We start from the raw sequence: 19,976 nt of genomic DNA on the forward strand, positions 1-19,976 counted from the left end.
GCCGCTTCGCTGCGGCGGCGCGCCGGGCGAACACCTTGTCCTGGGAAGTAGGGGCCGGGGACGGACAGGCACCCTTCGGCTTCCTCCATCAGGCGGCGGTCGCGGACGAACTGGGCAAGCTGCGCCCGTCGCCGCTTTCGCGAAGCAGGCTCAGGCCATCGCCGGAGGCGGCGGGGCCAGGATCAGCGGCCATTCCTCCCCGGAGTGGAGGCCGGCCACAATCTGCTGGGGCGTCGCCTCGGCCGGGGCCGTCAGTACAGCCGTCGGATCGAGTGCCTGTTCATACTGGCGTCCGGCGACACGAGTACTCACCCGCAGAAGCCGGACCGCGTCTGGTTCGACAAGCGAGCGTTCAGGGAAGCCGGCTGCGTCGATCTCCAGCATTTTGAGTACAGCCGGGTAGACCACGATGTCAACGGTCAGGACTTCCCCTTGCAAGCGCCGCTCGGCCCAGCCGTCTGTCCGGACCAGCATGAAACTGCCGTCGCCCTCGTACGCGCACGAGAGGAGTTCACCGACAGCGCGTTCCTCCGGTGTCCCCTCCGGATCTACCACCACGGCGACTACGACCGCTTCCGGGGCGTCCGGGTCCATTCCGCTGCGCAGCCAAACCTGTGCCACTTGTGAGTCCCTGCTTCCCGTCGACGCCTCGAGGTATCGACTGTGTCCGCGGCCGCCGTCTTCGAGGGAACCGACCACGCTATCCAAGCACCGTCTCGGAATCGCCCTCGGTGCCGTACGGGATCCGGCGATGAATGTCCTCGAGCAGGTCCCGCATCGCCATGTGAAAAATCTCGGCCTGATGTTCGCCGATGAAGGAGGTGTGCCCGAACACCTCCAGGACGACCAGGCCGTGCAGGTGGCCCCATGCGCCGAGGAGGAGAGCGCTCGCAGGAGGCGGCAGGGTTTCCGGGCCGTGCGGAAACAGGGGTTCCAGATGCTCCTGGAGTGCCGACGACAGCCCCCGGGTGTCGGCTGCGGCCAATTGCGCCGTGGTGAAACCGTCGAACATCTCGCGCTGGAATACCGCGCACATCCGGTGCATCGCCTGAGTGGTCGGGCCATCGTGGGGCGCCGCGTAATGACGCAACGGCGCTCCGTACAGCAGCTGGAATCGCTCGACGTGGGTGATGGCCCACCGGCGATAGCCCTCGGCGGCGGCCAGGAACCGCAGCGCAGCCGACTCGTCCGCCGCTGTGTCGGCAGCTGCCGACACAGCATCGGCCAGGTCCTCGTACGCCTTGGTGACGAGAACTGTGACGAGGGCGTCCCGGTTCGGAAAGTAGTGGTAGAGCCCCTGGACTGTCATGCCGAGGTTGCGGGCGACCCCTCTCAGGGAAAGGGCGTGCGGCCCGTGCTCGGCGATGTAACTCTCGGCGGCCTCCACGATCTCCTGGGTGGCGACCGCTCGGCGTCGCTGGCGCAGGGTTGGCACGGCCGTCGTATGCGCGTCTGCGGACATGCGGCGATCCTACGACGGCTGATCCGACGGGGCATCAGAGAGCCATAGCGGGTCAAATTTTCTCACAGGTGTCAGGTAAATCTCCTACTGCTCAAACACCGGCTGTCTTACTAGCGTCGATCTCGGCGACGAAGAGCGCGGCACCGCACGCCCCCTGACGGGGTGGGCTGACGGGGTGGCAGGGACTCTGCGGTGCATTGAGCCGACTCCTGCCCGGCCGACGCCCCTCGCCTATCGCATAAGGCATTGAAGGAGATCATCCGTGTTCGAACGTATAGCCGAACTGGCGATTCGCCGGTCCCGGCTGGTGCTTATTTTCGCCGTCCTGGCCTTAGCTCTCATGAGCGCGGTAGGTGCGGGCGCCTTCGACAAGCTGAAGGGGGGCGGCTTCGACGACCCCGCCTCCCCGTCCACCCGAGCAGCGGAGGTCATCGACGAGAAGTTCGGCGGCGAGACCAACCTCGTCCTGCTGGTCCGCTCGTCCGACGGCCGCATCGACACCTCCATCTCCCGAAAAAGCGGCCAAGACCTGCTGGCCGACCTCGGGAAGGACAAGCGGCTCAGCAACGTCGTCTCGTACTGGGAGACGAACAGCCCCGACCTGCGCTCCAAGGACGGCCGCGAAGCCATGGTGCTCGCCCATGTGAGAGGCGACACCACGGAGCAGCGGGAAAACGCGAAGGAGATCCTCGACACCTACAGCGGCACCTACAAGAACACCCTCACCGTCCAGGCCGGAGGAGGCGCCGCCGTAGGTGCCGACCTGTCGAACCAGGTGGTCGAGGATCTGATCCTCGCCGAAGCGATCGCCATACCGCTGACCCTCGTACTGCTCATGATCGTCTTCGGCAGTGTGGTCGCGGCCCTGCTGCCGCTTGCCATCGCGATCTTCGCCATCATGGGCTCGTTCGCCCAGCTCTTCCTGTTCGGCAGCGTCACCGATGTCGCCGACACCGCGACCAACCTCACCACCGCACTGGGCCTCGGACTGGGCATCGACTACGCCCTCCTGATGGTCAGCCGTTTCCGGGAGCAGCTCGCGGCCGGGGCGAGCGTGGACGACGCCGTCCGGCGCACGGTGCACACCGCGGGCCGCACCGTCGCCTTCTCCGCCGCGACAGTCGCGGCAGCCCTGGCGTCGCTCCTGGTGTTCCCGCACTACTTCCTGCGCTCGATGGGCTTCACCGGAGTCGGTGTCGTCGCCATCGCCGCGCTGAGCACCCTGTTCGTGATGCCTGCCCTGCTGAAGGTTCTGGGGCACCGGGTCAACAGCGGGCGGCTGCCGTGGGCGAAGTCGCAGCGCTCCGACGCCCGGGAACCCCTGTGGGGACGGCTGGCGCGTACCGTCATGCGGCGGCCCGCGCTCACAGCACTGCCCGTCCTCGCCGTGCTGCTGTTCGCGGCGAGCCCGCTGCTGAACATCACCTTCGGCACACCGGACGAACGCGTGCTGCCCAAGGACGCCGAGAGCCGCCAGGTCTCGGAGACACTGTGGAAGAACTTCGGCGGCAGTGAGGACTCGGCCCTCCATATCGTCATCGGCCAGTCGGTGGACAAGGCCCCGTTGGCGTCGTACGCAGGCCAACTGTCCGCGCTCGAGGGCGTCGAGCGTGTCGAGACCAGCACGGGAACCTACACCAAGGGACAGCCCGCGGCGACCGGCCCGGCCAACTCCGCCCTCGGTCGGCCCGACGCACAGCGGATCAGTGTGGTGAGCAGCCTGACACCGAAGTCGGAAGCGGCCGAGAGCCTGGTCAAGCAGGTGCGCTCGGTCACCCCGCCCCCTGGGACCCACCCCCTGGTCGGGGGGAATGACGCGGTACTCGTCGACGCCAAGGAATCCATCGCCGACAAGCTCCCCCTGGCCGTGACCCTGATCGTCCTCACCACCTTCCTGCTGCTCTTCCTGTTCACCGGCAGCATCGTGCAGCCGCTGCGCGCACTGGCCCTCAACCTGATCAGCCTGGCAGCCACCCTCGGCGTCATGACCTGGATCTTCCAGGACGGCAACCTCTCCTCACCGCTCGGCTTCACCGCGCAGCCGATGGAGATGACGATGACCGTGCTGATGTTCTGCATCGCCTTCGGCCTCTCGATGGACTACGAGGTGTTCGTCACCAGCAGGATCAAGGAACTCCACGACCACGGGGCCGACAACGAGACCGCCGTGGTCAACGGACTGGGCCACACCGGGCGCATCGTCAGCGCGGCCGCCTTCCTGCTCGCGGTGAGCTTCTTCGCCTTCGGCACCGCCAAGATCAGCTTCATGCAGATGTTCGGTCTCGGCAGCGGACTGGCCGTCCTCCTCGACGCCATCGCCGTACGCGGGGTCCTCGTCCCCGCCGCGATGCGTCTGCTCGGGAAGACGGCCTGGTACGCGCCCGGCTTCCTGCGCAGAATCCACATGCGGTACGGCCTCAGCGAAAGCGGCCCCAAGCCGACGTCCACACCCGGACCTGTGACCGTGGCTCCGACACACATGGAGAACTCGACCAGGGTCTGACCAGGCGCGCCGTCCGGGGCGACGTCCCGCACCCTGGTGCCTCCACACCATGGCGCGTGGCCCCGGCCGGCGGCGGCGGGACGCGCGCCGCGATCTGCTCGCGAGCGTGCTCGCAGTCCGCGAAGCTGTACGGGCAGTCGAGGGCGTGCTCGATCAGGTCCTTGGCCGCGCGTGCCCGCTCGATGCGCTGTTCCAGCTCGGTGACGTGGCGGCGTAAGAGGTCCTGGTGATCCATGGGATCCGGCGTGGACATCAGGGTTTTCAGCTCGCGCAGTCCGAGACCGGCCATCACGGATCCGTGGTTCACCGAACGATGGTTCCTGCGTTTCGGTGAGCCCCTCGGCCTGCAAATCGCCGATCTGCCGCCGCTCGCCGCTGTCGTCGTCTGCCTACGCTTTCAGCACGGCCGGTTCCCACCTGTTCTTCGGAGGAGAAATCGCCGAGGCAGCGTCGCTGGAACGGTATCGGGCGGAGCATCCGCGGGTCGATCTGGCCCTGCTGCCGGTCAACGGTCTGCGGCCGCTGTTCGGGCCGCGGCTGGTGATGGGCCCCGCCCACGCGGTCGCGGGGGCGTCCGTGCTCGGAGCGACCACGTTGATCCCGGTCCACGACGCCCACGGGCGCGATCCGCTCTCCGCGCTGTTCCGGCCCACGGGAACCGCCACGGACGCGGTGGCTTTGGCCGGCCCTGGCCTGCGAGTGGTGGACCTCCCGACGGGTGAGCGCTGGGAGCCGGCGCGATGAGCCTGTTCCGGTCCCGACCTGTGCGCCTTGGCCTGGACACCAGGTACCCACGTGCCGACGTGGTGCGCGCCGCGCTCACGGCGACGGCGGCCGGCTGAACGCACCCTCGGGCAGCGGTGCCGCGGGCCGTATCCGCGGCCACAGCGCATCAGGGATGGGCTCGTCGACCCGCCGCGCAGCGAGGCGCACCTGGTCGGGGGAGGCCAGGCCGGCGACCACCGACGCCACCTCCGGCCGCCACAGCGGGAAGCGGAGCGCGGCGTGGGCCAACTCGACGTCCGCGGCCCGGCAGAGCGCGGCGAGCTCGCGGGCGCGGCGCAGCACCGGCTCGGTCACCGGCGCGTAGTCGAAGGTGTCGTCCTCGCCCGGCTCGGTCCGCGCGAGAATGCCGGAGTTGAACGGCGCCGCCGCGAGCACCGACACGCCGCGCTCGGCGCAGCGGCGCAGCAGCGGCTCGCCGGAACGGTCGAGCAGGGTCCAGCGTCCGGCGAGCATCACGGCGTCCACGTCGCAGCGGTCCACGATCTCCGCGAGCGGCTGCCAGTAGTTCATGCCGACGCCGACCGCCGAGACCAGGCCCTCGTCGCGCATCCGCAGCAGCTCCGGCACCGTCTCGGCGATCACCTGCGGGACATTCAGGTCGGGGTCGTGGACGAGGACGATGTCGACGTGGTCGACGCCCAGCCGGGTCAGGCTGTCTTCGAGGCTGCGCCTGACCCCGGCGGGGGAGTAGTCGAGCCGCCGCCGCAGCGTGTCCGGCACGGCGAACCCCGAGTCGAGATCCGTGCCACGCGGATCGTCGTTGGGGACGAGGAGCCGCCCGACCTTCGTCGAGATCACGTACTCGGCGCGGGGCCTGGACGCCAGCGCCTGGCCGAGCCGCCGCTCGGCCAGGCCGAGCCCGTAGTGCGGCGCCGTGTCGAAGTACCGGACGCCGGCCTGCCAGGCCGCGTCGACGGTCGCCTGGGCCTGCTCGTCGTCGACGGCGGCGTACAGGTTCCCGATCGGCGCGCTGCCGAAGCCGAGCTCGGTCACGTGGACGCCGGTCCGTCCGATCCGCCGGCGGTTCACGCGGCGGCCCCGCTGCCAAGAGCGAGCCCGTACCAGCGGTTGGCGGTGCCCCCGTACACGGCGGCCCGGTCCGCGTCGTCGAGCGTCTCCAGCAGCGCCGCCGTGATCGACAGGGTGTGCCCGTAGTCGGCGGCCAGGGTGCACACCGGCCAGTCCGAGCCGAACATCAGCCGCCGAGCGCCGAACTCCTCCAGCAGCGGCCGGGCGTACGGGAGCAGGTGCTCGGCGTCGCGCTGCCCGTCGCCGGCCTCGGTGAGCAGGCCGGAGAACTTCACCGCGACGTTGGGCAGGGCCGCCAGCTCGGCGATGTGCGTCGCCCACGGCTCGATCGCGCCCGCCGCGATGGGCGGCTTGCCCGCGTGGTCGAGGACGAAGGACGTGCCGGCGTGGCGCCGTACCGCCTCGATCGCCGAGGGGAGCTGTGCGGCGGTGACGATCAGGTCGAAGACCAGCCCGCGGTCGCCCAGGACGTCGAGGCCCGCGGCGACGTCCGGGCGCAGCAGCCAGTCTCCCTCCGCCGCGCCGGGCGGTTCGAGCTGAACCTGATGCCGCAGGCCGACCAGGCCGGTGCCGCCCTCGGCCGCGCGCAGCCGGTCCAGGGTGGCGGCGAGGTCGGGGGCGGTGAGTTCGGCCCAGCCGACGACACCGGCAACGCGGGTGTCGTGCGCGTACAGCCGCAGCAGCTCCACGGTCTCGTCCGCCGAGTCCACCGTCTCGACGACCACGGTCGCGTCGATGCCGTGCGCGTCGAGCTGCGGTGCCAGGTCGGTCATGGTGAAGTCGCGGCGCAGTACGGGCAGGTCCCGCGTCCATGGCTGGTCCCGGACCGACAGGTCCCACACGTGGTGGTGCGCGTCGACACGTGGCGGTCCCGCCACGCCTTCGGCGGCTTCAGCGTGGTCCGTCGTCATGGAACACCTCCTCCATCGGCGCCCACCACTCGCCGTCGGCCGCCGAGGTGACCGGCTCCTGGCAGGGATCGGTCAGCTGCCACCACCGCTGCGTCGTCTCGTCTTCGGCGAGCCGCGCCAGATCGGTGTGCAGATCGTCCCCGGTGTACTCGTAGTAGCTGAACAACAGGCCGTCCCGGAGGAAGATCGAGTAATTGCCGATCCGGGCGCGGTGCAGCGCGGCCAGCACGTCCGGCCACACGGCCGCGTGCAGCTCCCGGTACTCCCGCTCCTTCTCCGGCCGCAGCCGGATGACGGTGGCCACCCGTTTCATCAAGGCTCCTTGCTCCTTACGTCGTTCAGGCGACCCGGTGGTCGTCCAGGGCGTCGGGGTTCCAGTCGATTCCGATGCCGGGTACGTCGGGAGGGGCCACGCAGCCGTCCTCGATGGCGAGCGTGCTGTGCGTGATCGCCTGGAGTTGCGGTATGTGCTCCACGAAGATCCCGTTCGGCACGGCCGCGGCAAGGCTGACGTGCAGCTCCATGAGGAAGTGTGGGCTCACCGCGACGTTGAGGGCCTCGGCGGCGTGCGCGACCTTCAGCCAGGGGGTGATCCCGCCGACGCGGGCGACGTCGACCTGGACGATCCCGGCCGCGCCCGCGGCCAGGTAGGCGCCGAACCGCTGGACGGAGTACAGCGACTCGCCGACGGCCACCGGCACGCTGGTGGAGGCGGACAGCCGGCGGTGCCCGGCCAGGTCGTCGGCCGGCAGAGGCTCCTCGAACCAGGCGATGTCGAGCGGCTCGTACGTGCGAGCGCGGCGGATCGCCTCGGCGGCCGTGAAGGCCTGGTTCGCGTCGACCATCACCTCCAGCTCCGGGCCCACGGCCGCGCGGACGGCCGCGAGCCGCTCGGCGTCCTCGGCCGGCGACTCCTTGCCCACCTTGATCTTCACGCCGCGCAGCCCGGCCGCGGCCGACCGCTGCGCGCCTTCCACGACTTCCTCGATCGGCAGATGCAGCCAGCCGCCCTCGGTGTCGTAGACGGGCAGCCGCTCGTGGGCGCCGCCCGCCATCCGCCACAGCGACTCGCCGGTACGGCGACCGCGCAGGTCCCACAGCGCGGTGTCGATAGCGGCGAACGCCAGCGAGGTGATCGCCCCGACGGTCGTCGCCCGGGTCTGGTCGAGCATGTGCCGCCACAGCGCCTCGATGGGCCGGGCGTCCCGCCCCAGCAGCGCCGGGATCAAGTGGTCCCGGATGAGCGACAGGACTGCCCGCCCGCCGGTCCCGATGGTGTAGGAGTACCCGATGCCGGACAGCCCGTCGGACGTGTGGACTGTGACGAGGACCGTCTCCTGCTTGACGAAGGACTGCATCGCGTCGACGCGTACGGCCGCCGGCTCGAGATCCACCAGCTGGACGTCGATGCGTTCGATTCGGGTCATGTGGTGTGCTTCCTGGATCGGGGCACGGTACGGCTCACTTGAGGGCGCCCAGCGTGATGCCGTTCGTGACGTAGCGCTGGAAGATGAGGAAGAGGATGACGATGGGGAACGTCGCGATGGTGAGGCCTGCGAAGAAGGCTCCCTGATCGCTGACGAACTGTCCCTGAAAGGACAGCAGCCCGACTGAGAGCGTGCGGTTCTGCGGGCGGGTCAGCAGGACCACGCCGAACTGCACCTCGCTCCAGACGAAGATCAGCCCGAGCATCGAGACCGAGATGAAGCCGCCCTTGCTGATCGGCAGGACGACGCGCAGCAGCGCGGCGAACTCCCCGCACCCGTCGATCTTGGCCGCCTCGAGCAACTCGCGCGGCACGGCGGCGAACACCGACCGCATGATCAGGGCGATGGTCGGCGTCATGAACGCCGCGTACACCAGCGAGATGCCGAGCACGCTGTTGAGCAGGCGGTACCTGCCGAGGAGTTCGAACGTCGGGATCAGCGCGACGATCAGCGGGATGCTCAGCGCGAGCACCATGATGCGGCTGACCACGCCCGACAGTGCGCGGGTCGCGCGGGCCATGCCGTAGCCGGCCAGGCTGCCGCAGGTCACGCCGATGGCGAGGCTGCACAGCGTGATCAGCAGGCTGTTGCCGATGTACGTCGGCAGCGGTGCCCCGCCGACTGTGCCGCGCCAGGCGGTGGAGTAGTTCGACAGCATCCAGCGACCGCTGAGGCCCAGCGGATGGGCGTAGATGTCGGCCGTCGGATGCAGTGACAGCAACAGCATCGACAGGAACGGGACGATGGTGATCAACGTCCAGACGAGCAGCAGCAGGTATCCGAGGTACCACAGCGGGCCGCGTCGCCGGAGCCGTCGGTGTTGTCGGTGTTCTCGGTGTTCTCGGTGTGCTCGGTGCCGGCGTGCGCCTGCCGCCATGTCGGCCGTCCGGGTCCCGGCGCGCCGAGCCGGTGTCGTCGGGGCCGTCATCGCGCGTCCAGCCGCTGCTGGCGGAACAGTTGCAGGACCACGACGCCGATGACACTGACGATCAGCGTCGTCACGACGGCGGTGGCGGAGCCGTAGCCGTAGTCCTGGTCGATGAACGACTGTTTGTAGACCTGCACCGGCAGGATGCTCGTGGCGTTGCCGGGCCCGCCCCGGGTCATCGCGTAGATGATGCCGAAGGCGTTGAAGGAGAACACCGACATCAGGGTTGTGACCGTGCCGAGCATCGGCACGATGTTCGGCAGTGTGATCCGGAAAAGCCGTCCGGCCTCCGACACGCCATCGAGCGTGGCCGCCTCGTGGACCTCGGGGGAGATGGTGTCCATCGCGCCCAGCAGGATCAGCATCGCGTACCCGGTCTGCGTCCACACCGCGACGAAGATCGTCACGATCAGCGCGCTCGTCGGCGACGCGAGCCAGGTGTGTGCGTCGCCGAGTCCGAGTGAACCGAGCACCGTGTTCACCACGCCGGTGGAGGGCTGGAACGAGTTGGACCAGAAGACGCCCGCGACGCTGACCGGAACGATCACCGGCAGGAACCAGATGGTCTTGAAGAAGCGGGCGCCGGGGACCTTCCGGTTGATCGCGTTGGCGAGCAACGTCGCGATCACCACGGTGCAGACCACGGTGCCGACGAAGAACACCAGGCTGGTCACGATCGACTGCCGGACCAGCGAGTCGTTGATGAGCCGCCGGTAGTTGGCCAGCCCGCGGTAGGTGACGGATCCGATGCCGTCCCATGAGCCGAGGCTGATGTGCACCGACTCCGCGACCGGGTAGGCGATGAGCAGGGTCATCAGCACCAGCGCCGGTGCGATGATCAGAATCGGGAACTTCTGTGCCTTTTCGCGCGGCCCGCGGGCGGTGGCGCGGGCGGCAACTGGAGGGATCTCCTGGGCGGCCATCAGTCCGTCGCCCCGGAGACCTTGCCGGACTGTAGGTTCTCCAGCCCGGTCTGGAACTCCTGGGCTGCCTGCTGCGGGGTCAGCTTGCCGGAGACGAGCTTCTGCAGCACCGGCACCGCGAACGACTGGCCGAGCGTGGACGGCACGGTCGAGTCCCAGATGTTGACCACTCCGACGGACTTGGACAGCTCGAACTGCTGCTGCACCAGGTCGCCCAGGTTCGACAGGCTCGACGGCTTGATCGAGGTGAACACCGGCAGGGAGCCGCTGGCGGCGACCACGCTGACCTGGTACTTGTCGGTCATGAAGAACTTGAGGAACTTCTTGGCCAGCCCCGGGTTCGCCGCCTTGGCCGGGATGACGAGGGTGTCGCCGTTGAAGGCGTTGAACGGCGTCTTGCGGCCCTCCGTGAGCGGCGGCAGCAGGAACCAGCCCATGTCGAACGACGGCTTGGCGGCCTTCAGGTCCGCGTAGCTGTAGTTGCCGCCCTGGAGCATCGAGAGCCTGCCGCTGGTGAACAGCGCTTGGGCCTGTGTGGTGTCCATGCCGAGCATCCCCTTCTGGAAGATGCCCTTCTTCTGCCAGTCCCGGATGGTGTGCAGTACCTTCACGAAGCCCGCGTCGGTGTACTTGACGTTCGTCGGCGACCCCGGCTTGAAGTTCGTGAGCATGGCCTGGTAGTCGCTCTCCGACACCGCGGTGGGCAGCAGCGCGTCGAGCGTGTGCCCCAGGTCGTACGGGCTCGACCCACCGACGCCGAGGCCCTCGTACCCTGCGGCCTTCAACTTGGCCACCATGGACTCGAACTCGGCGACGGAGGCAACCTGGTGATCGGCAGGGTCGGGGACGCCGGCCTTGGCGAACGCCGCCTTGTTGTAATAGATCGGGGCGATCAGCAGTTCCTCGTAGAGAACGCCGTAGTGATGCCCGTTGGTCGTGTAGTAGTCGGTCTGGCTCTTGGCGTACTTGTCCGCCAGACCAGCGGCGTTCCACACATCATCAATCGGGGTGAGCTGCTTGTTCTTCAGCAGCGCCGACCAGACGCCGGTACTGCGCTGGAGGTAGCCGATGTCCGGGGTGGCGGTCGAGCTGAGCAGGGCCACGTTCGGGCCGCGGGAGCTGTTGGAGTCGACGCTCTCGAAGGTGACCTTGGTGCCTGGGTTGGCCTTCTCGAAGTCCTTGCCGACCTGTTGCATCCGGTCGGCCATCGGCCCCGCGGGTATCTGTATGCGCAGCGACTTGCCGTCGCCGGAGGAAGCGCCCGGACCGGTGCCGCACGCCGAGACGATGCTCGCGGCCGCGAGCAGGACGACGGCGCGCCTGGCCGCCTTGGAAGTGTTAAAGGCCCGCACGTGACTCGTCTTTCCGGGAGTTGGACAGTTCGATGGCAATGACATCGATGAGGGCGCCGGTCGGTGGCGGCACGGTGATCAAGAGCTCGCCGAGGGGCTCGTCCTCGGCGCCGTTGGCCTTGTGCACTTCCTCATTGACGGAGTACTCCAGAGGCTGCTCGGTGCCGAGCATGCGCACGCCGGCCACCGAGCCGATCGGCACGTTGCGCACGACGAGGAGGTCCTGCGGCTGGAGCAGCAGGTGCAGGTAGATGGTGTCGCCGTGCTGGGTGGCGGGGCCGTGGAAGTCGAGGCGTTCGGACGCCGGCCCGGCGCCGAAGAGGCTCTCGCCGTGGCTGGCGAGCCAGGCCCCGAGCCGCTTGAGTACGGCCACCTCGGTCGGCACAAGCGACCCGTCACCGCGCGGCCCGATGTTGAGCAGGAGATTGCCGCCGCGCGAGACGACCTCGCTGAGGTAGCCGGCGAGCAGGCGCGGGCTCTTGTAGTCCAGGTCGTCGGGCCGGTACGCCCAGCTGTCGCTCATGGTGAGGCACAGCTCCCACGGCCCGCCCGGCGGACGGCGCGGCATGCCCTGCTCGGGAGTGGCGTAGTCGCCCTGGCCCGGCAGCCGGTCGTTGATGATCACTTCCGGCTGTAGCGACTTGATCAGCTCGCGCAGCTCGGCGGCGTGCCACTCCTCCGCGGTGCGTTCCCACTCCCCGTCGAACCAGAGCAGGTCGATCGTCCCGTACCGGGTGAGCAGCTCGGTGAGCTGTCCCTTGACGTAGTCGATGTAGCGCGCCCACCGCTCCGGCGACGGCCGGCGGTACCGGTCGTGCGGATAGGGGCGGTCGGCGTCGGTGAAAGCCGGGTAGTCCGGATGGTTCCAGTCCAGCAGCGAGTAGTAGACGCCGACCCGAAGGCCCTCGGCGCGCAGCGCGTCGAAGAACTCGCGGGTGATGTCACGTCCGTACGGTGATGCCGCGATGGAGAAGTCCGAGTGTTCGGTGTGGTACATCGAGTAGCCGGCGTGGTGCCGGACGGTGAAGACGACATAGCGCGCACCCGCGGCGCGGGCGAGGCGGGCGACCGCCCGCGGATCCCAGTGGTGCGGATCGAAGGTCGCGGCGGTCGACTGGTACTGCGCGACCGTGATGTCGGCTTCAGGCTCGGTACGGCCCGGCAGGATCGAATGGCCGACCAGCGGCCAGCCGATCTCCACGCCTTGCTGACTGGCGTGGTCCCAGTGGACGAAGAGCCCGAAGGCCGCTTCACCGAACCAGTCGGGGATTGACATGAGGGCACCCTCCGAATCGAGAGGATCTTGATCCCGGATCGGATACGATACGATTCTGATTGAGGATGCAGGTGTTCCGATCAGGCGTCAACCAGGCGTCGCGAAGATTTCACAACGTTCGAAGCCGTCCTCCTGATGGATCGGCGTCAAGCGCGTAGATTCAGTGATCGACGATGTGGAGGGTTGATGAGTGAGCCCATGCGGCTGACGGTCGCGGCCGCGACGAACAGCTCGGGTTCCCGTGGATCGGTCAAGATCAACGTTCGTGAGTCCGTCTTCCAGGCGCTGATGACCCTGCTCATGGATCACGATCTGGAGCCCGGTACGAAGCTGTCGATCGCCGGGCTCGCCCGCCAGCTCGACGTATCCCAGACGCCGGTCCGCGAAGCCCTCGCCCGATGCGAGTCCGAGGGCCTGGTCGTGCGCCGGCCGAACGCCGGCTACCTGGTCGCCCCCCTGCTCGACCGGACCGCCCTGGACGACCTCTACGACATCCGCCTGCTCCTCGAGCCGGCCGCCGCCGAACGCGCGGCACGGTACGCGACCGAGGCCGAACTGGCCGACATGCACCGCACGCTCGAGCAGATGAGACCGCCGCTGCGCGGCGACACCTACGAGGCGTATCGCGGCTTCGCGGAGCTCGACGCCGCCTTCCACAACGCGATCGCCGAGGCGAGCCGCAGCCCGCTCATTGCCGACACGCTACGCCGGTTCCGGGCGCACACCCACAGCTACCGCCTCTACTTCCGGCACAGCATCGCCGGTGAGGCCGTCGCCGAGCACCAGTCGGTGCTCGACGCCATCCGCGCCAAGGACCCGGAGGCCGCGGCGCGCGCCATGCACGACCACCTGGAGGCGTCGAGGTCGCGCCTGAGGAACACCGGCGACTCCTGACAGGACGCCCGAGCTCGCGCACCTCGACAGCGGAGGGTGACGGCTCGGCGGCAGGGATCAACGCTCCGGAGAGAACTCCGGCAGCACGCCCTTGGTGAGCAGGAAGCACCCGTACGGCCTGTCCTCGCCCGTGATGACCACCGCGAACGCGGAGCGGGCACGCGCATAGAACGCGTGGCGTTCGACCGTCTCCACCCCGAGAGGGCGGCCCGATGCCTCCTCCGCGGCGGCGACGAACTCCGTCTGTACCGGCGGCTCGGCGGCGGCGTCGCCGACGACCCCCATCCTCGCGATGGGCTCGGCGACGAACGTGTCGAGCGGCAGCAGTCCCAGCACCGCCCGGCCCGCCGAGACGACGTCGGTGCCATCCAGCCGAATCACATGGTCGTTCACGGAGTGCGCGGGGAAGTTCCTGTCGACGAGCGCGATCGTGTCCCCATGCCCCATCCGCGCGAGCGCGTACAGCAGGTCCGGGGTGAGGAGGGGGTCGAGTCCTTTGAGCAAGGTGGATCAGCCTTCCGTGATCGAGGATGAGCGGGGGCCGGAGTCGCGGGGGCCGGAGCCGAAACCGTCCGGGGGCGCACCGAGGTCAGGATTGGCGAGCGCGTGGCTCAGCAGCGGGGGCGCGAGCAGTCCGCACGGCTCGGGCTCGGCGCGGAGCCCGGTCCCGGCGTAGTAGCGGTTGGCCGCCGACGGCGCGACCCGGATGCGGAGTTCGTTCCCCCCGGGCCGCAGGGCGTCAGCGGGGATCGTGACGCGGTACGGCGTCCAGGCGCGCGCCCCCACACGCACGCCGTTCACGGACACGATCACAGCTCCGGCGACAGCCGGGAGCGTCAGCTTCAGGGGGACCGGCGCGTCGAGCTCGATCTGCCGCACATAGTCGGCAGTGCCCGCGAACGCCGGAAGGCCCTGGCGCTCCCAGCCGTACGTCACCGCGATGTCGCGGCGGGTACCCGCCTCCTCGTACGCGTCCTCGGCGACCTCGAGCAGCCAGCAGGACTCGAGCTCCTCGGGCGCCGACCATTCCGGCGTGCCGTGACCGGCCGCGGCCTCGGAGTCTCCCGCGGCGTGCGCCCGGCCGGAAGCGGGCTCCGCGCCCCTGCACACGCGCAACAAACGCAACGCGTTCTGCTCCAGCCGCAGCACGACCGGGCCCTCGGCTGCTTCGAGGGTGCGCACGGTGCCGTCGGAGGCCTCCCACTCCTCGATATGCCAGGGCCCGTCGGGCAGCAGAAGCTCCACCGTGCCCTCGGTCTCGGCGAAGCACGCGAAGCGGAAGCCGTCGGCCGCGTCCGGGCCGCCGCGCCAGCGCACCGGCGAGCCCGCGGGGACGCGCAGTGTCGGCTCGGTCTGCCCACGCCGCGCGACGAGCCCGCGCAGGGCCGCTTCCTCGGGGGCCGTGGCGAACACCTCCACGGCCGGGGCGAGGCCCGCCCAGTCCTCGACGGCGGTCTGCGGGCCCTCCTGGTAGACAGCGGGCGTCGCACCGCTCGCGAGCACCCGTACCCCCGATTCGGCCAGGCCGCGAAGCCGGCGCAGCGATGCGGCCGAGCGCAGCGTTGTCACGGCGGGAAGCACGAGCGCCCGGTACCGGTGGTCCCCGATCCGCACCGCGCCTTCCTCCACAGCGGCGGCGTCGAGATCGCGTTCGTCCACGAGGTGGAAGCCCACCCGGGCCTCGGTGAGCGCGCGGGCCCACTCGCCCAGTGCCGACGCCTGCTCGCCGAGCTGACCCGCGGTCCACACCGTACGCAACGGGTACAGGACCGCCACGTCGCTCTGCGGTGACACCGGCTCGAGGAACTCGCTCAGCCGCGCGCTCTCGAGCGCGAACCCCAGGTGATGATCGGCGAACCACGGCTCGAAATTGATGCCCGGGGGAAAGTCGAAGCGCGGATTCCGCAGCGACTCGTGATCGTCTCCATGGCCGTGGGTCTGATAGAAGCCGTGGAAGACCATCTGCCGCATGCCCAGCAGATGGTGGTTGATCGCCGTGGTGCGCAGCTCCTGAAGGGTCAGCCCCCAGTGGCCGGACCACGGGGTCCCACCTTCGGGCGGGGTGAGGAAGTACTGCTCGACCATCGTCCCGCCGCGGCCGTGGTGGCGGGCGACCGAGTCGCCGAACACGGGGCTGAGCTGCACCAGGGCGTCCTGCGCATCCACCGCGGTGAGGTCGCGGTAACCGTCCACGCCGAAGTGGTCGAGTCCGAAGTTCACGCGCAGGTCCCAGTTGGTGAACGCGGTGTCGAGCGCCCAGCCTCCGACGTGCCCGAGGACTTCATGGCCGGTCTGACGCAGGCCGTGGGCGTGGCTCCAGGTGCGCAGCTTGCCGAGGAACGTCTCCATCGCGTAGCCGCTGAAGTGCTCGTAGAACTGGGCTCGAAGGCTGAGCCGCTCCGGCTCGTCCCCGTCGAGTACGGCGGCGAGCACGTGGGGGGTCCGCTCTGCCCAGCGCTCCCGGATCGAGACGGCCAGGCTCTCGTGGAACGGCATCGCCGAACGCAGATCGCCTGTGCGCTCCGCCCAGTCGTAGTACACGGCGTGCGGCTGGTCGAAGAACATGTAGGCGACGGTGGAGCCGAAGAAGTCGCCCAGGGCGTCGGCGAAGGGCTGGTAGCCGGCCTCGATGAAGCGATCGACCGCGACCGGGTCGACGGGGTTCACGAGCCGGGAGGTCGCGCAGCGGGCGGAGACGAACACGATCGCTTCCGCGCCGTCGGGCACCGGGTCGATGAGGCGGACACGACACCTGTCGGCGGTGCCGTCCGCGCGGTCGACGAGCTCGGGCCGCTCGGCGGCCACGCCCTGCTCCCCTTCCACGACCAGCGCGTACTCGACCCGCCAGTCGGCCCAGGCGACGACGCCGCCCTCGTAGTGCCAGTCCATCGCGGCGGGGCCGAGGTTCTCCGTCGCCGAGCGGATCCCGCTGAGCGAGCCCTCGCTCGCGCCCGCGGGGATCCGCACCCAGAACATGTGCCGTTCGCGCAGTTCGTCATGCCCGGTCACGGCCCGGCCCGCCGCGTGACCGGTCTGCCAGTTGTAGTCGTCGTAAATGCCGACGATCATGCCGAACTCGGCGGCCGTCTCGACGGCCGCACGGCACGCGGCGAGGTAGTCGTCGTCCAGGTAACCCTCGATCGGGTACGACAGCCGCGCCTGCACCTGGAAGCTCCGGATCCCGGCGTCGTACATCTGCCGCACCTGGGCGCGGATCGTGTCCTTGTCGGGCAGCCGATGCCAGAACCAGTAGGCGGCGGGCGCATGCCACGGGTCCGGGTTCCGGAATCGCTGGAGCGAGGTCTCATGTGCGGACAAAGGGGGTCAGCTCCTCGAGCGGCGGCGAGACCCGCGTGGGCCTCGCCGCCACGGGTCGGTCAGCGTTCGGTGCGGTCGGCCGCATGCCTGCCGGCCGCGTCGGGAGTCGGAACCTCGAGCCCGCCCTCCCCGCGAGTGGCGTCTCCCGCGGTCACGAGCGAGTAGTCGGGCTTCGGGTCCAGCCGGAGTCCGAACGTGAGGATCCCGTAGAGCGCGGCGCCGAGCGCCAAGGCGATGACGATGCCGAGCCCGCTCGACCCGAACACGCCGGTGCGGCCGCTCTCGGTGAGGAGGAATCCCGTGATCTTCCCGAAGTTCGGGTCGGAGCTGGTCACGAGGCCGAGACCGACAACGGTTCCGGTGATCAGACTCAGAATCGCCGTCCAGCGCCCGTCGCGGCCGCCGTAGCCACGCGGGTTCGCCATGTCGGTGTTCCAGCCCATGCGGCGCTGCCGTATGAAGTCGACGACCTGGATGCCGCCCATGGTGCCCATCATCACGGCGATGAGCGACAGGAACGACTGGAACGTCGCGAGGAACGAGGTGGAGATGAACAGCAGGTAGAAGGCGCCCGCCGCGATGATGATCGCGTTGATCGAGGTCGTCACGGAGCGGCGCAGCCGTACGCCGACCGCCATGAGCGCGAGGCCGGAACTGTACATGCCGGTGATGGCCGCCGAGACGAGCGAGATGACGATCACGATGGAGAAGGGAACGAAGAACCACATCGGCAGGAGCTCGGTGAGCGCCCCGATCGGGTCGGACGCTGTGGCGGCACCGAGCTTCGAGTCCCCGCCGACGAGAAGCGCGCCGACGGCGAGGAGGATGACGACCGGCAGGCTGAGCCCGGCGACCGTCCAGCCGATCACGCCGCGCGCCGGGGTGTCGCGCGGGAGGTAACGGGCGAAGTCGCCGCCGTAGTTGAGGAAGCCGAGGCCGACGAGGGTCATCGCCATGATGATGCCGCCGATGAACACCAGCGGGCCGCCCGCGGGGGTGTCACCGAGGTGCGCCCACTCGATCTCAGGCACCATGAACCCGAGGAACGCGACCGTCATGATGCCGGTCACCCACGAGATCCAGACCTCGACCTTCATGATGAACTCATGGCCGAGGACGGAGACCGTCATTGTCACGGCGAGCACGAGCACGAACCACAGCACGATCGTGAACGTGGCGCTCGACCCGTCCGCGTCGGCGAACACCGACGGCCACAGCTTCGCGAACAGGTTCGCGCCGGTGGTCGAGGCAAGGGTGATAATCGTCACCTTCCAGCCCATATTGGACAGGTAGGCGAAGAACGCGGGGATCCTGTTGCCCTTCAGGCCGAACGCGAAGCGCGTCTGGGCGAGGGTCGGCAGTCCCGTGCGGGGCCCGCCGACCGCGAGGATGCCCACGAGGGCGGACGAGGCGAGGTAGCCGACGGTCCCGGCGACGATCGTCTGCCAGACGTTCAGCCCGAGGCCGAAGACGAAGATGCCGTAGCTGATGCCGAGGATCGAGATGTTCCAGGCGAACCACACAGGGAACAGGCCGCTCGGCTTCCCTCGCCGTTCGGCATCGGGAACGGGATTGACGCCGTTCGATTCGACGGTTGTGCCTCTACGACCTTGCTGAGCCTCATTGCTCATGGAAGGGCGCCTTTCGATGTATAGCGATGTGGGGAGGGGCGGGTGGTGTTCGGGGAAGTCATGGGTTCGCGTGCGACGTGCGGCGTGCGCGGAGGGGGCATCGCGGTCGCGGCGGAGGCGTGTGCGGCGGTGAGGCGGACCGCTAGGCGGTGGGGTGGACCGCTAATCCGCCCTGTACGGGGACGACAACGCCGCCGGAGCCGAGCAGGGTGACGTCGGCGCAGGGGCGGCGGGCGGCGAGGGCCTGGTGCGCGCCCCTGCCTCCGCGCGGCAGACGCGGCGGCGTGCGGCCGAGGCCGAGGTTCACCGATCCGACGACGAGCACCCGTCCGCCGCCCCCCGGGGCGTGCGGCGCGCGGTCGCGCGGTACTCTCATCGTCGGGAAAACCATTTCCGAACCTAAGCACGCTGGCCCCTGCCGCGTCAACGGGTCGCCGAGACCCCCCTGATAGCATCCACGGCCAGGAACCAGGGGAGATCAGGATGGGCGCGCGCATCGGCTTGAAGGACGTGGCGTTGCGCGCGGGGGTGTCGGTGCCGACGGCGAGCCGTGTGCTCTCCGGTGTTCAGCGCAACGTCGATCCGGAGCTGGCGCTGCGGGTGCGGAACGCATGCGAGGAACTGGGCTACAGGGTGAACGCCGCGGCGCGAGCGCTGCGGATACAGTCGACGGATTCGTTGGCGCTTGTCGTTCCGGCGATCGCGAACGCGTACTTCGCGGAGCTGGTGTCGGCGTACTCGCGCCGCCTGGATCTTGAGGGCAAGCGGCTGGTGACGATCGACACGGACGAGAGCCCGGAGACCGAGCAGCGCCAGCTCGGCACCATGGATCGGGTGCTGGTGGACGCGGTACTCGTGGTGCCTGCGGCGTTCGAGCGGAGTGGCGCGGCGATCACGGAGCTCGCGCGGTCCAACCGTGTCGTGCAGGTCGACCGCCGCGCACGAGGCGTCGAAGCGCCGTCGGTACGGCTCGACAACGCGGCGGGGGTCCGCCTGCTCGTGGATCACCTGCGGGCGCGGGGCCGCCGCAGCATCCTGATGGTCGACGCCCAGGAAGACTCCTCGTCGAGCATCGAGCGCACCACCGCGTTCCGCGCGCTCGCCGGGCCGGACGACCGGGTTCTGGAAATGCCGAACTTCACAGTGGCGAGCGGCATCGACGCGGCACAGCTCCTGCTCGAGAACCCCGGCGACACAGATGCGATCATCTGCACCGCTGACACCGTCGCGCTCGGCCTGCTGACGGCGCTTCAGCACGCCGGTAAACGCGTGCCCGCCGAGTACGCGATCACGAGTTTCGACGGCACGTACATCTCCGACACCGCCGCGCCGGGGCTCACCACCCTGGGCTCGACCGCCGAGCGCATGGTCGAGGCCTCCCTCGGCCTCCTTGACGGCGGCAGCGGTGATGTCGTCCTGAAGCCCGAGCTCGTGGTCCGCGGTTCCAGCGGCTGAGTGTCGAGCGCTCACGTCCAG

19 protein-coding genes are annotated in these 19,976 nt (G+C 69.3%); 5 read left to right on the top strand and 14 right to left on the bottom strand.

Features of this window, described 5'->3' with window-relative positions:
* Positions 1–150: 150 nt before the first annotated feature.
* A complete protein-coding gene (locus ACH4S9_RS17435) occupies positions 151–621 on the bottom strand; it encodes a hypothetical protein (protein ID WP_398372672.1) in 471 nt (156 codons plus the stop codon).
* A 79-nt stretch (positions 622–700) separates the two neighbouring features.
* Entirely contained in the window at positions 701–1,462 is a 762-nt protein-coding gene (locus tag ACH4S9_RS17440; RefSeq protein WP_398372674.1) for a TetR/AcrR family transcriptional regulator, read from the bottom strand.
* A gap of 262 nt (positions 1,463–1,724) precedes the next feature.
* Here ACH4S9_RS17440 and ACH4S9_RS17445 point away from each other — a divergent pair, with 262 nt between their 5' ends.
* The 3 genes from ACH4S9_RS17445 to ACH4S9_RS17455 all read left to right on the top strand — a co-directional run bounded on the left by ACH4S9_RS17445 (position 1,725) and on the right by ACH4S9_RS17455 (position 4,709).
* Entirely contained in the window at positions 1,725–3,965 is a 2,241-nt protein-coding gene (locus ACH4S9_RS17445; protein ID WP_398372676.1) for an MMPL family transporter, read from the top strand.
* A 49-nt stretch (positions 3,966–4,014) separates the two neighbouring features.
* Positions 4,015–4,182, top strand: coding sequence for a hypothetical protein (locus ACH4S9_RS17450; protein ID WP_398372678.1), 168 nt, complete (start codon positions 4,015–4,017; stop codon positions 4,180–4,182).
* Between the two features lie 113 nt (positions 4,183–4,295).
* Entirely contained in the window at positions 4,296–4,709 is a 414-nt protein-coding gene (locus ACH4S9_RS17455; protein ID WP_398372680.1) for a hypothetical protein, read from the top strand.
* Between the two features lie 75 nt (positions 4,710–4,784).
* Here the strand turns inward: ACH4S9_RS17455 and ACH4S9_RS17460 are convergent, their stop codons facing one another.
* The 8 genes from ACH4S9_RS17460 to ACH4S9_RS17495 form a co-directional block, all read right to left on the bottom strand.
* Positions 4,785–5,780, bottom strand: a complete 996-nt coding sequence (locus tag ACH4S9_RS17460; RefSeq protein WP_398372682.1) for an aldo/keto reductase — start codon at positions 5,778–5,780, stop codon at positions 4,785–4,787.
* On the bottom strand, positions 5,777–6,691 hold the full coding sequence (locus ACH4S9_RS17465) for an amidohydrolase family protein (protein ID WP_398372684.1): 915 nt from the start codon (positions 6,689–6,691) through the stop codon (positions 5,777–5,779). The genes ACH4S9_RS17460 and ACH4S9_RS17465 overlap by 4 nt, the downstream gene beginning before the upstream one ends.
* Positions 6,672–7,004 (bottom strand): L-rhamnose mutarotase, encoded by a 333-nt coding sequence (locus tag ACH4S9_RS17470; RefSeq protein WP_311721570.1) that lies wholly within the window; start codon positions 7,002–7,004, stop codon positions 6,672–6,674. Before ACH4S9_RS17470 ends, ACH4S9_RS17465 begins: the two co-directional genes overlap by 20 nt.
* Before the next feature lie 25 nt (positions 7,005–7,029).
* A complete protein-coding gene (locus tag ACH4S9_RS17475) occupies positions 7,030–8,118 on the bottom strand; it encodes a mandelate racemase/muconate lactonizing enzyme family protein (protein WP_311721571.1) in 1,089 nt (362 codons plus the stop codon).
* A 34-nt stretch (positions 8,119–8,152) separates the two neighbouring features.
* Entirely contained in the window at positions 8,153–8,932 is a 780-nt protein-coding gene (locus ACH4S9_RS17480; RefSeq protein WP_311721572.1) for a carbohydrate ABC transporter permease, read from the bottom strand.
* A 170-nt stretch (positions 8,933–9,102) separates the two neighbouring features.
* Complete coding sequence (locus tag ACH4S9_RS17485) at positions 9,103–10,029, bottom strand: sugar ABC transporter permease (protein ID WP_311721573.1); 927 nt, start codon at positions 10,027–10,029, stop codon at positions 9,103–9,105.
* Entirely contained in the window at positions 10,029–11,381 is a 1,353-nt protein-coding gene (locus ACH4S9_RS17490; protein ID WP_398372688.1) for an ABC transporter substrate-binding protein, read from the bottom strand. The genes ACH4S9_RS17485 and ACH4S9_RS17490 overlap by 1 nt, the downstream gene beginning before the upstream one ends.
* A complete protein-coding gene (locus ACH4S9_RS17495; RefSeq protein WP_398372690.1) occupies positions 11,368–12,657 on the bottom strand; it encodes an alpha-L-fucosidase in 1,290 nt (429 codons plus the stop codon). Before ACH4S9_RS17495 ends, ACH4S9_RS17490 begins: the two co-directional genes overlap by 14 nt.
* Before the next feature lie 186 nt (positions 12,658–12,843).
* Here ACH4S9_RS17495 and ACH4S9_RS17500 point away from each other — a divergent pair, with 186 nt between their 5' ends.
* Positions 12,844–13,551, top strand: coding sequence for a GntR family transcriptional regulator (locus ACH4S9_RS17500; protein WP_398372692.1), 708 nt, complete (start codon positions 12,844–12,846; stop codon positions 13,549–13,551).
* A gap of 57 nt (positions 13,552–13,608) precedes the next feature.
* Here ACH4S9_RS17500 and ACH4S9_RS17505 read toward each other — a convergent pair whose 3' ends face one another.
* From ACH4S9_RS17505 to ACH4S9_RS17520, 4 genes are all read right to left on the bottom strand, one after another.
* Positions 13,609–14,055 carry an RbsD/FucU domain-containing protein gene (locus tag ACH4S9_RS17505; protein ID WP_358843430.1) on the bottom strand — a complete coding sequence of 149 codons (447 nt, stop codon included), beginning with the start codon at positions 14,053–14,055 and terminating at the stop codon, positions 13,609–13,611.
* Positions 14,056–14,061: 6 nt separating this feature from the next.
* Positions 14,062–16,869: a hypothetical protein gene (locus ACH4S9_RS17510; RefSeq protein WP_398372695.1), complete on the bottom strand. Its 2,808-nt coding sequence runs from the start codon at positions 16,867–16,869 to the stop codon at positions 14,062–14,064.
* A 59-nt stretch (positions 16,870–16,928) separates the two neighbouring features.
* Positions 16,929–18,500: a purine-cytosine permease family protein gene (locus tag ACH4S9_RS17515; RefSeq protein WP_398372697.1), complete on the bottom strand. Its 1,572-nt coding sequence runs from the start codon at positions 18,498–18,500 to the stop codon at positions 16,929–16,931.
* Between the two features lie 142 nt (positions 18,501–18,642).
* Positions 18,643–18,876 (bottom strand): hypothetical protein, encoded by a 234-nt coding sequence (locus ACH4S9_RS17520; protein ID WP_385349178.1) that lies wholly within the window; start codon positions 18,874–18,876, stop codon positions 18,643–18,645.
* A gap of 107 nt (positions 18,877–18,983) precedes the next feature.
* Between ACH4S9_RS17520 and ACH4S9_RS17525 the strand changes: the two genes are divergently transcribed.
* A complete protein-coding gene (locus ACH4S9_RS17525; RefSeq protein WP_398372699.1) occupies positions 18,984–19,955 on the top strand; it encodes a LacI family DNA-binding transcriptional regulator in 972 nt (323 codons plus the stop codon).
* The last annotated feature ends 21 nt before the right edge of the window (positions 19,956–19,976 follow it).

Origin of the sequence: Streptomyces sp. NPDC021225 (assembly GCF_044332865.1) — a bacterium.
In the GTDB taxonomy this organism is placed as follows: Bacteria; Actinomycetota; Actinomycetes; order Streptomycetales; family Streptomycetaceae; genus Streptomyces.

What these genes read in the sequence shown, in the direction of transcription:
- ACH4S9_RS17440 (WP_398372674.1), bottom strand. Translation starts at nt 1,462, where the DNA reads ATGTCCGCAGACGCGCATACGACGGCCGTGCCAACCCTGCGCCAGCGA.
- ACH4S9_RS17450 (WP_398372678.1), top strand. Translation starts at nt 4,015, where the DNA reads ATGGCGCGTGGCCCCGGCCGGCGGCGGCGGGACGCGCGCCGCGATCTG.
- ACH4S9_RS17465 (WP_398372684.1), bottom strand. Translation starts at nt 6,691, where the DNA reads ATGACGACGGACCACGCTGAAGCCGCCGAAGGCGTGGCGGGACCGCCA.
- ACH4S9_RS17470 (WP_311721570.1), bottom strand. Translation starts at nt 7,004, where the DNA reads ATGAAACGGGTGGCCACCGTCATCCGGCTGCGGCCGGAGAAGGAGCGG.
- ACH4S9_RS17475 (WP_311721571.1), bottom strand. Translation starts at nt 8,118, where the DNA reads ATGACCCGAATCGAACGCATCGACGTCCAGCTGGTGGATCTCGAGCCG.
- ACH4S9_RS17485 (WP_311721573.1), bottom strand. Translation starts at nt 10,029, where the DNA reads ATGGCCGCCCAGGAGATCCCTCCAGTTGCCGCCCGCGCCACCGCCCGC.
- ACH4S9_RS17495 (WP_398372690.1), bottom strand. Translation starts at nt 12,657, where the DNA reads ATGTCAATCCCCGACTGGTTCGGTGAAGCGGCCTTCGGGCTCTTCGTC.
- ACH4S9_RS17500 (WP_398372692.1), top strand. Translation starts at nt 12,844, where the DNA reads ATGAGTGAGCCCATGCGGCTGACGGTCGCGGCCGCGACGAACAGCTCG.
- ACH4S9_RS17515 (WP_398372697.1), bottom strand. Translation starts at nt 18,500, where the DNA reads ATGAGCAATGAGGCTCAGCAAGGTCGTAGAGGCACAACCGTCGAATCG.
- ACH4S9_RS17520 (WP_385349178.1), bottom strand. Translation starts at nt 18,876, where the DNA reads ATGAGAGTACCGCGCGACCGCGCGCCGCACGCCCCGGGGGGCGGCGGA.
- ACH4S9_RS17525 (WP_398372699.1), top strand. Translation starts at nt 18,984, where the DNA reads ATGGGCGCGCGCATCGGCTTGAAGGACGTGGCGTTGCGCGCGGGGGTG.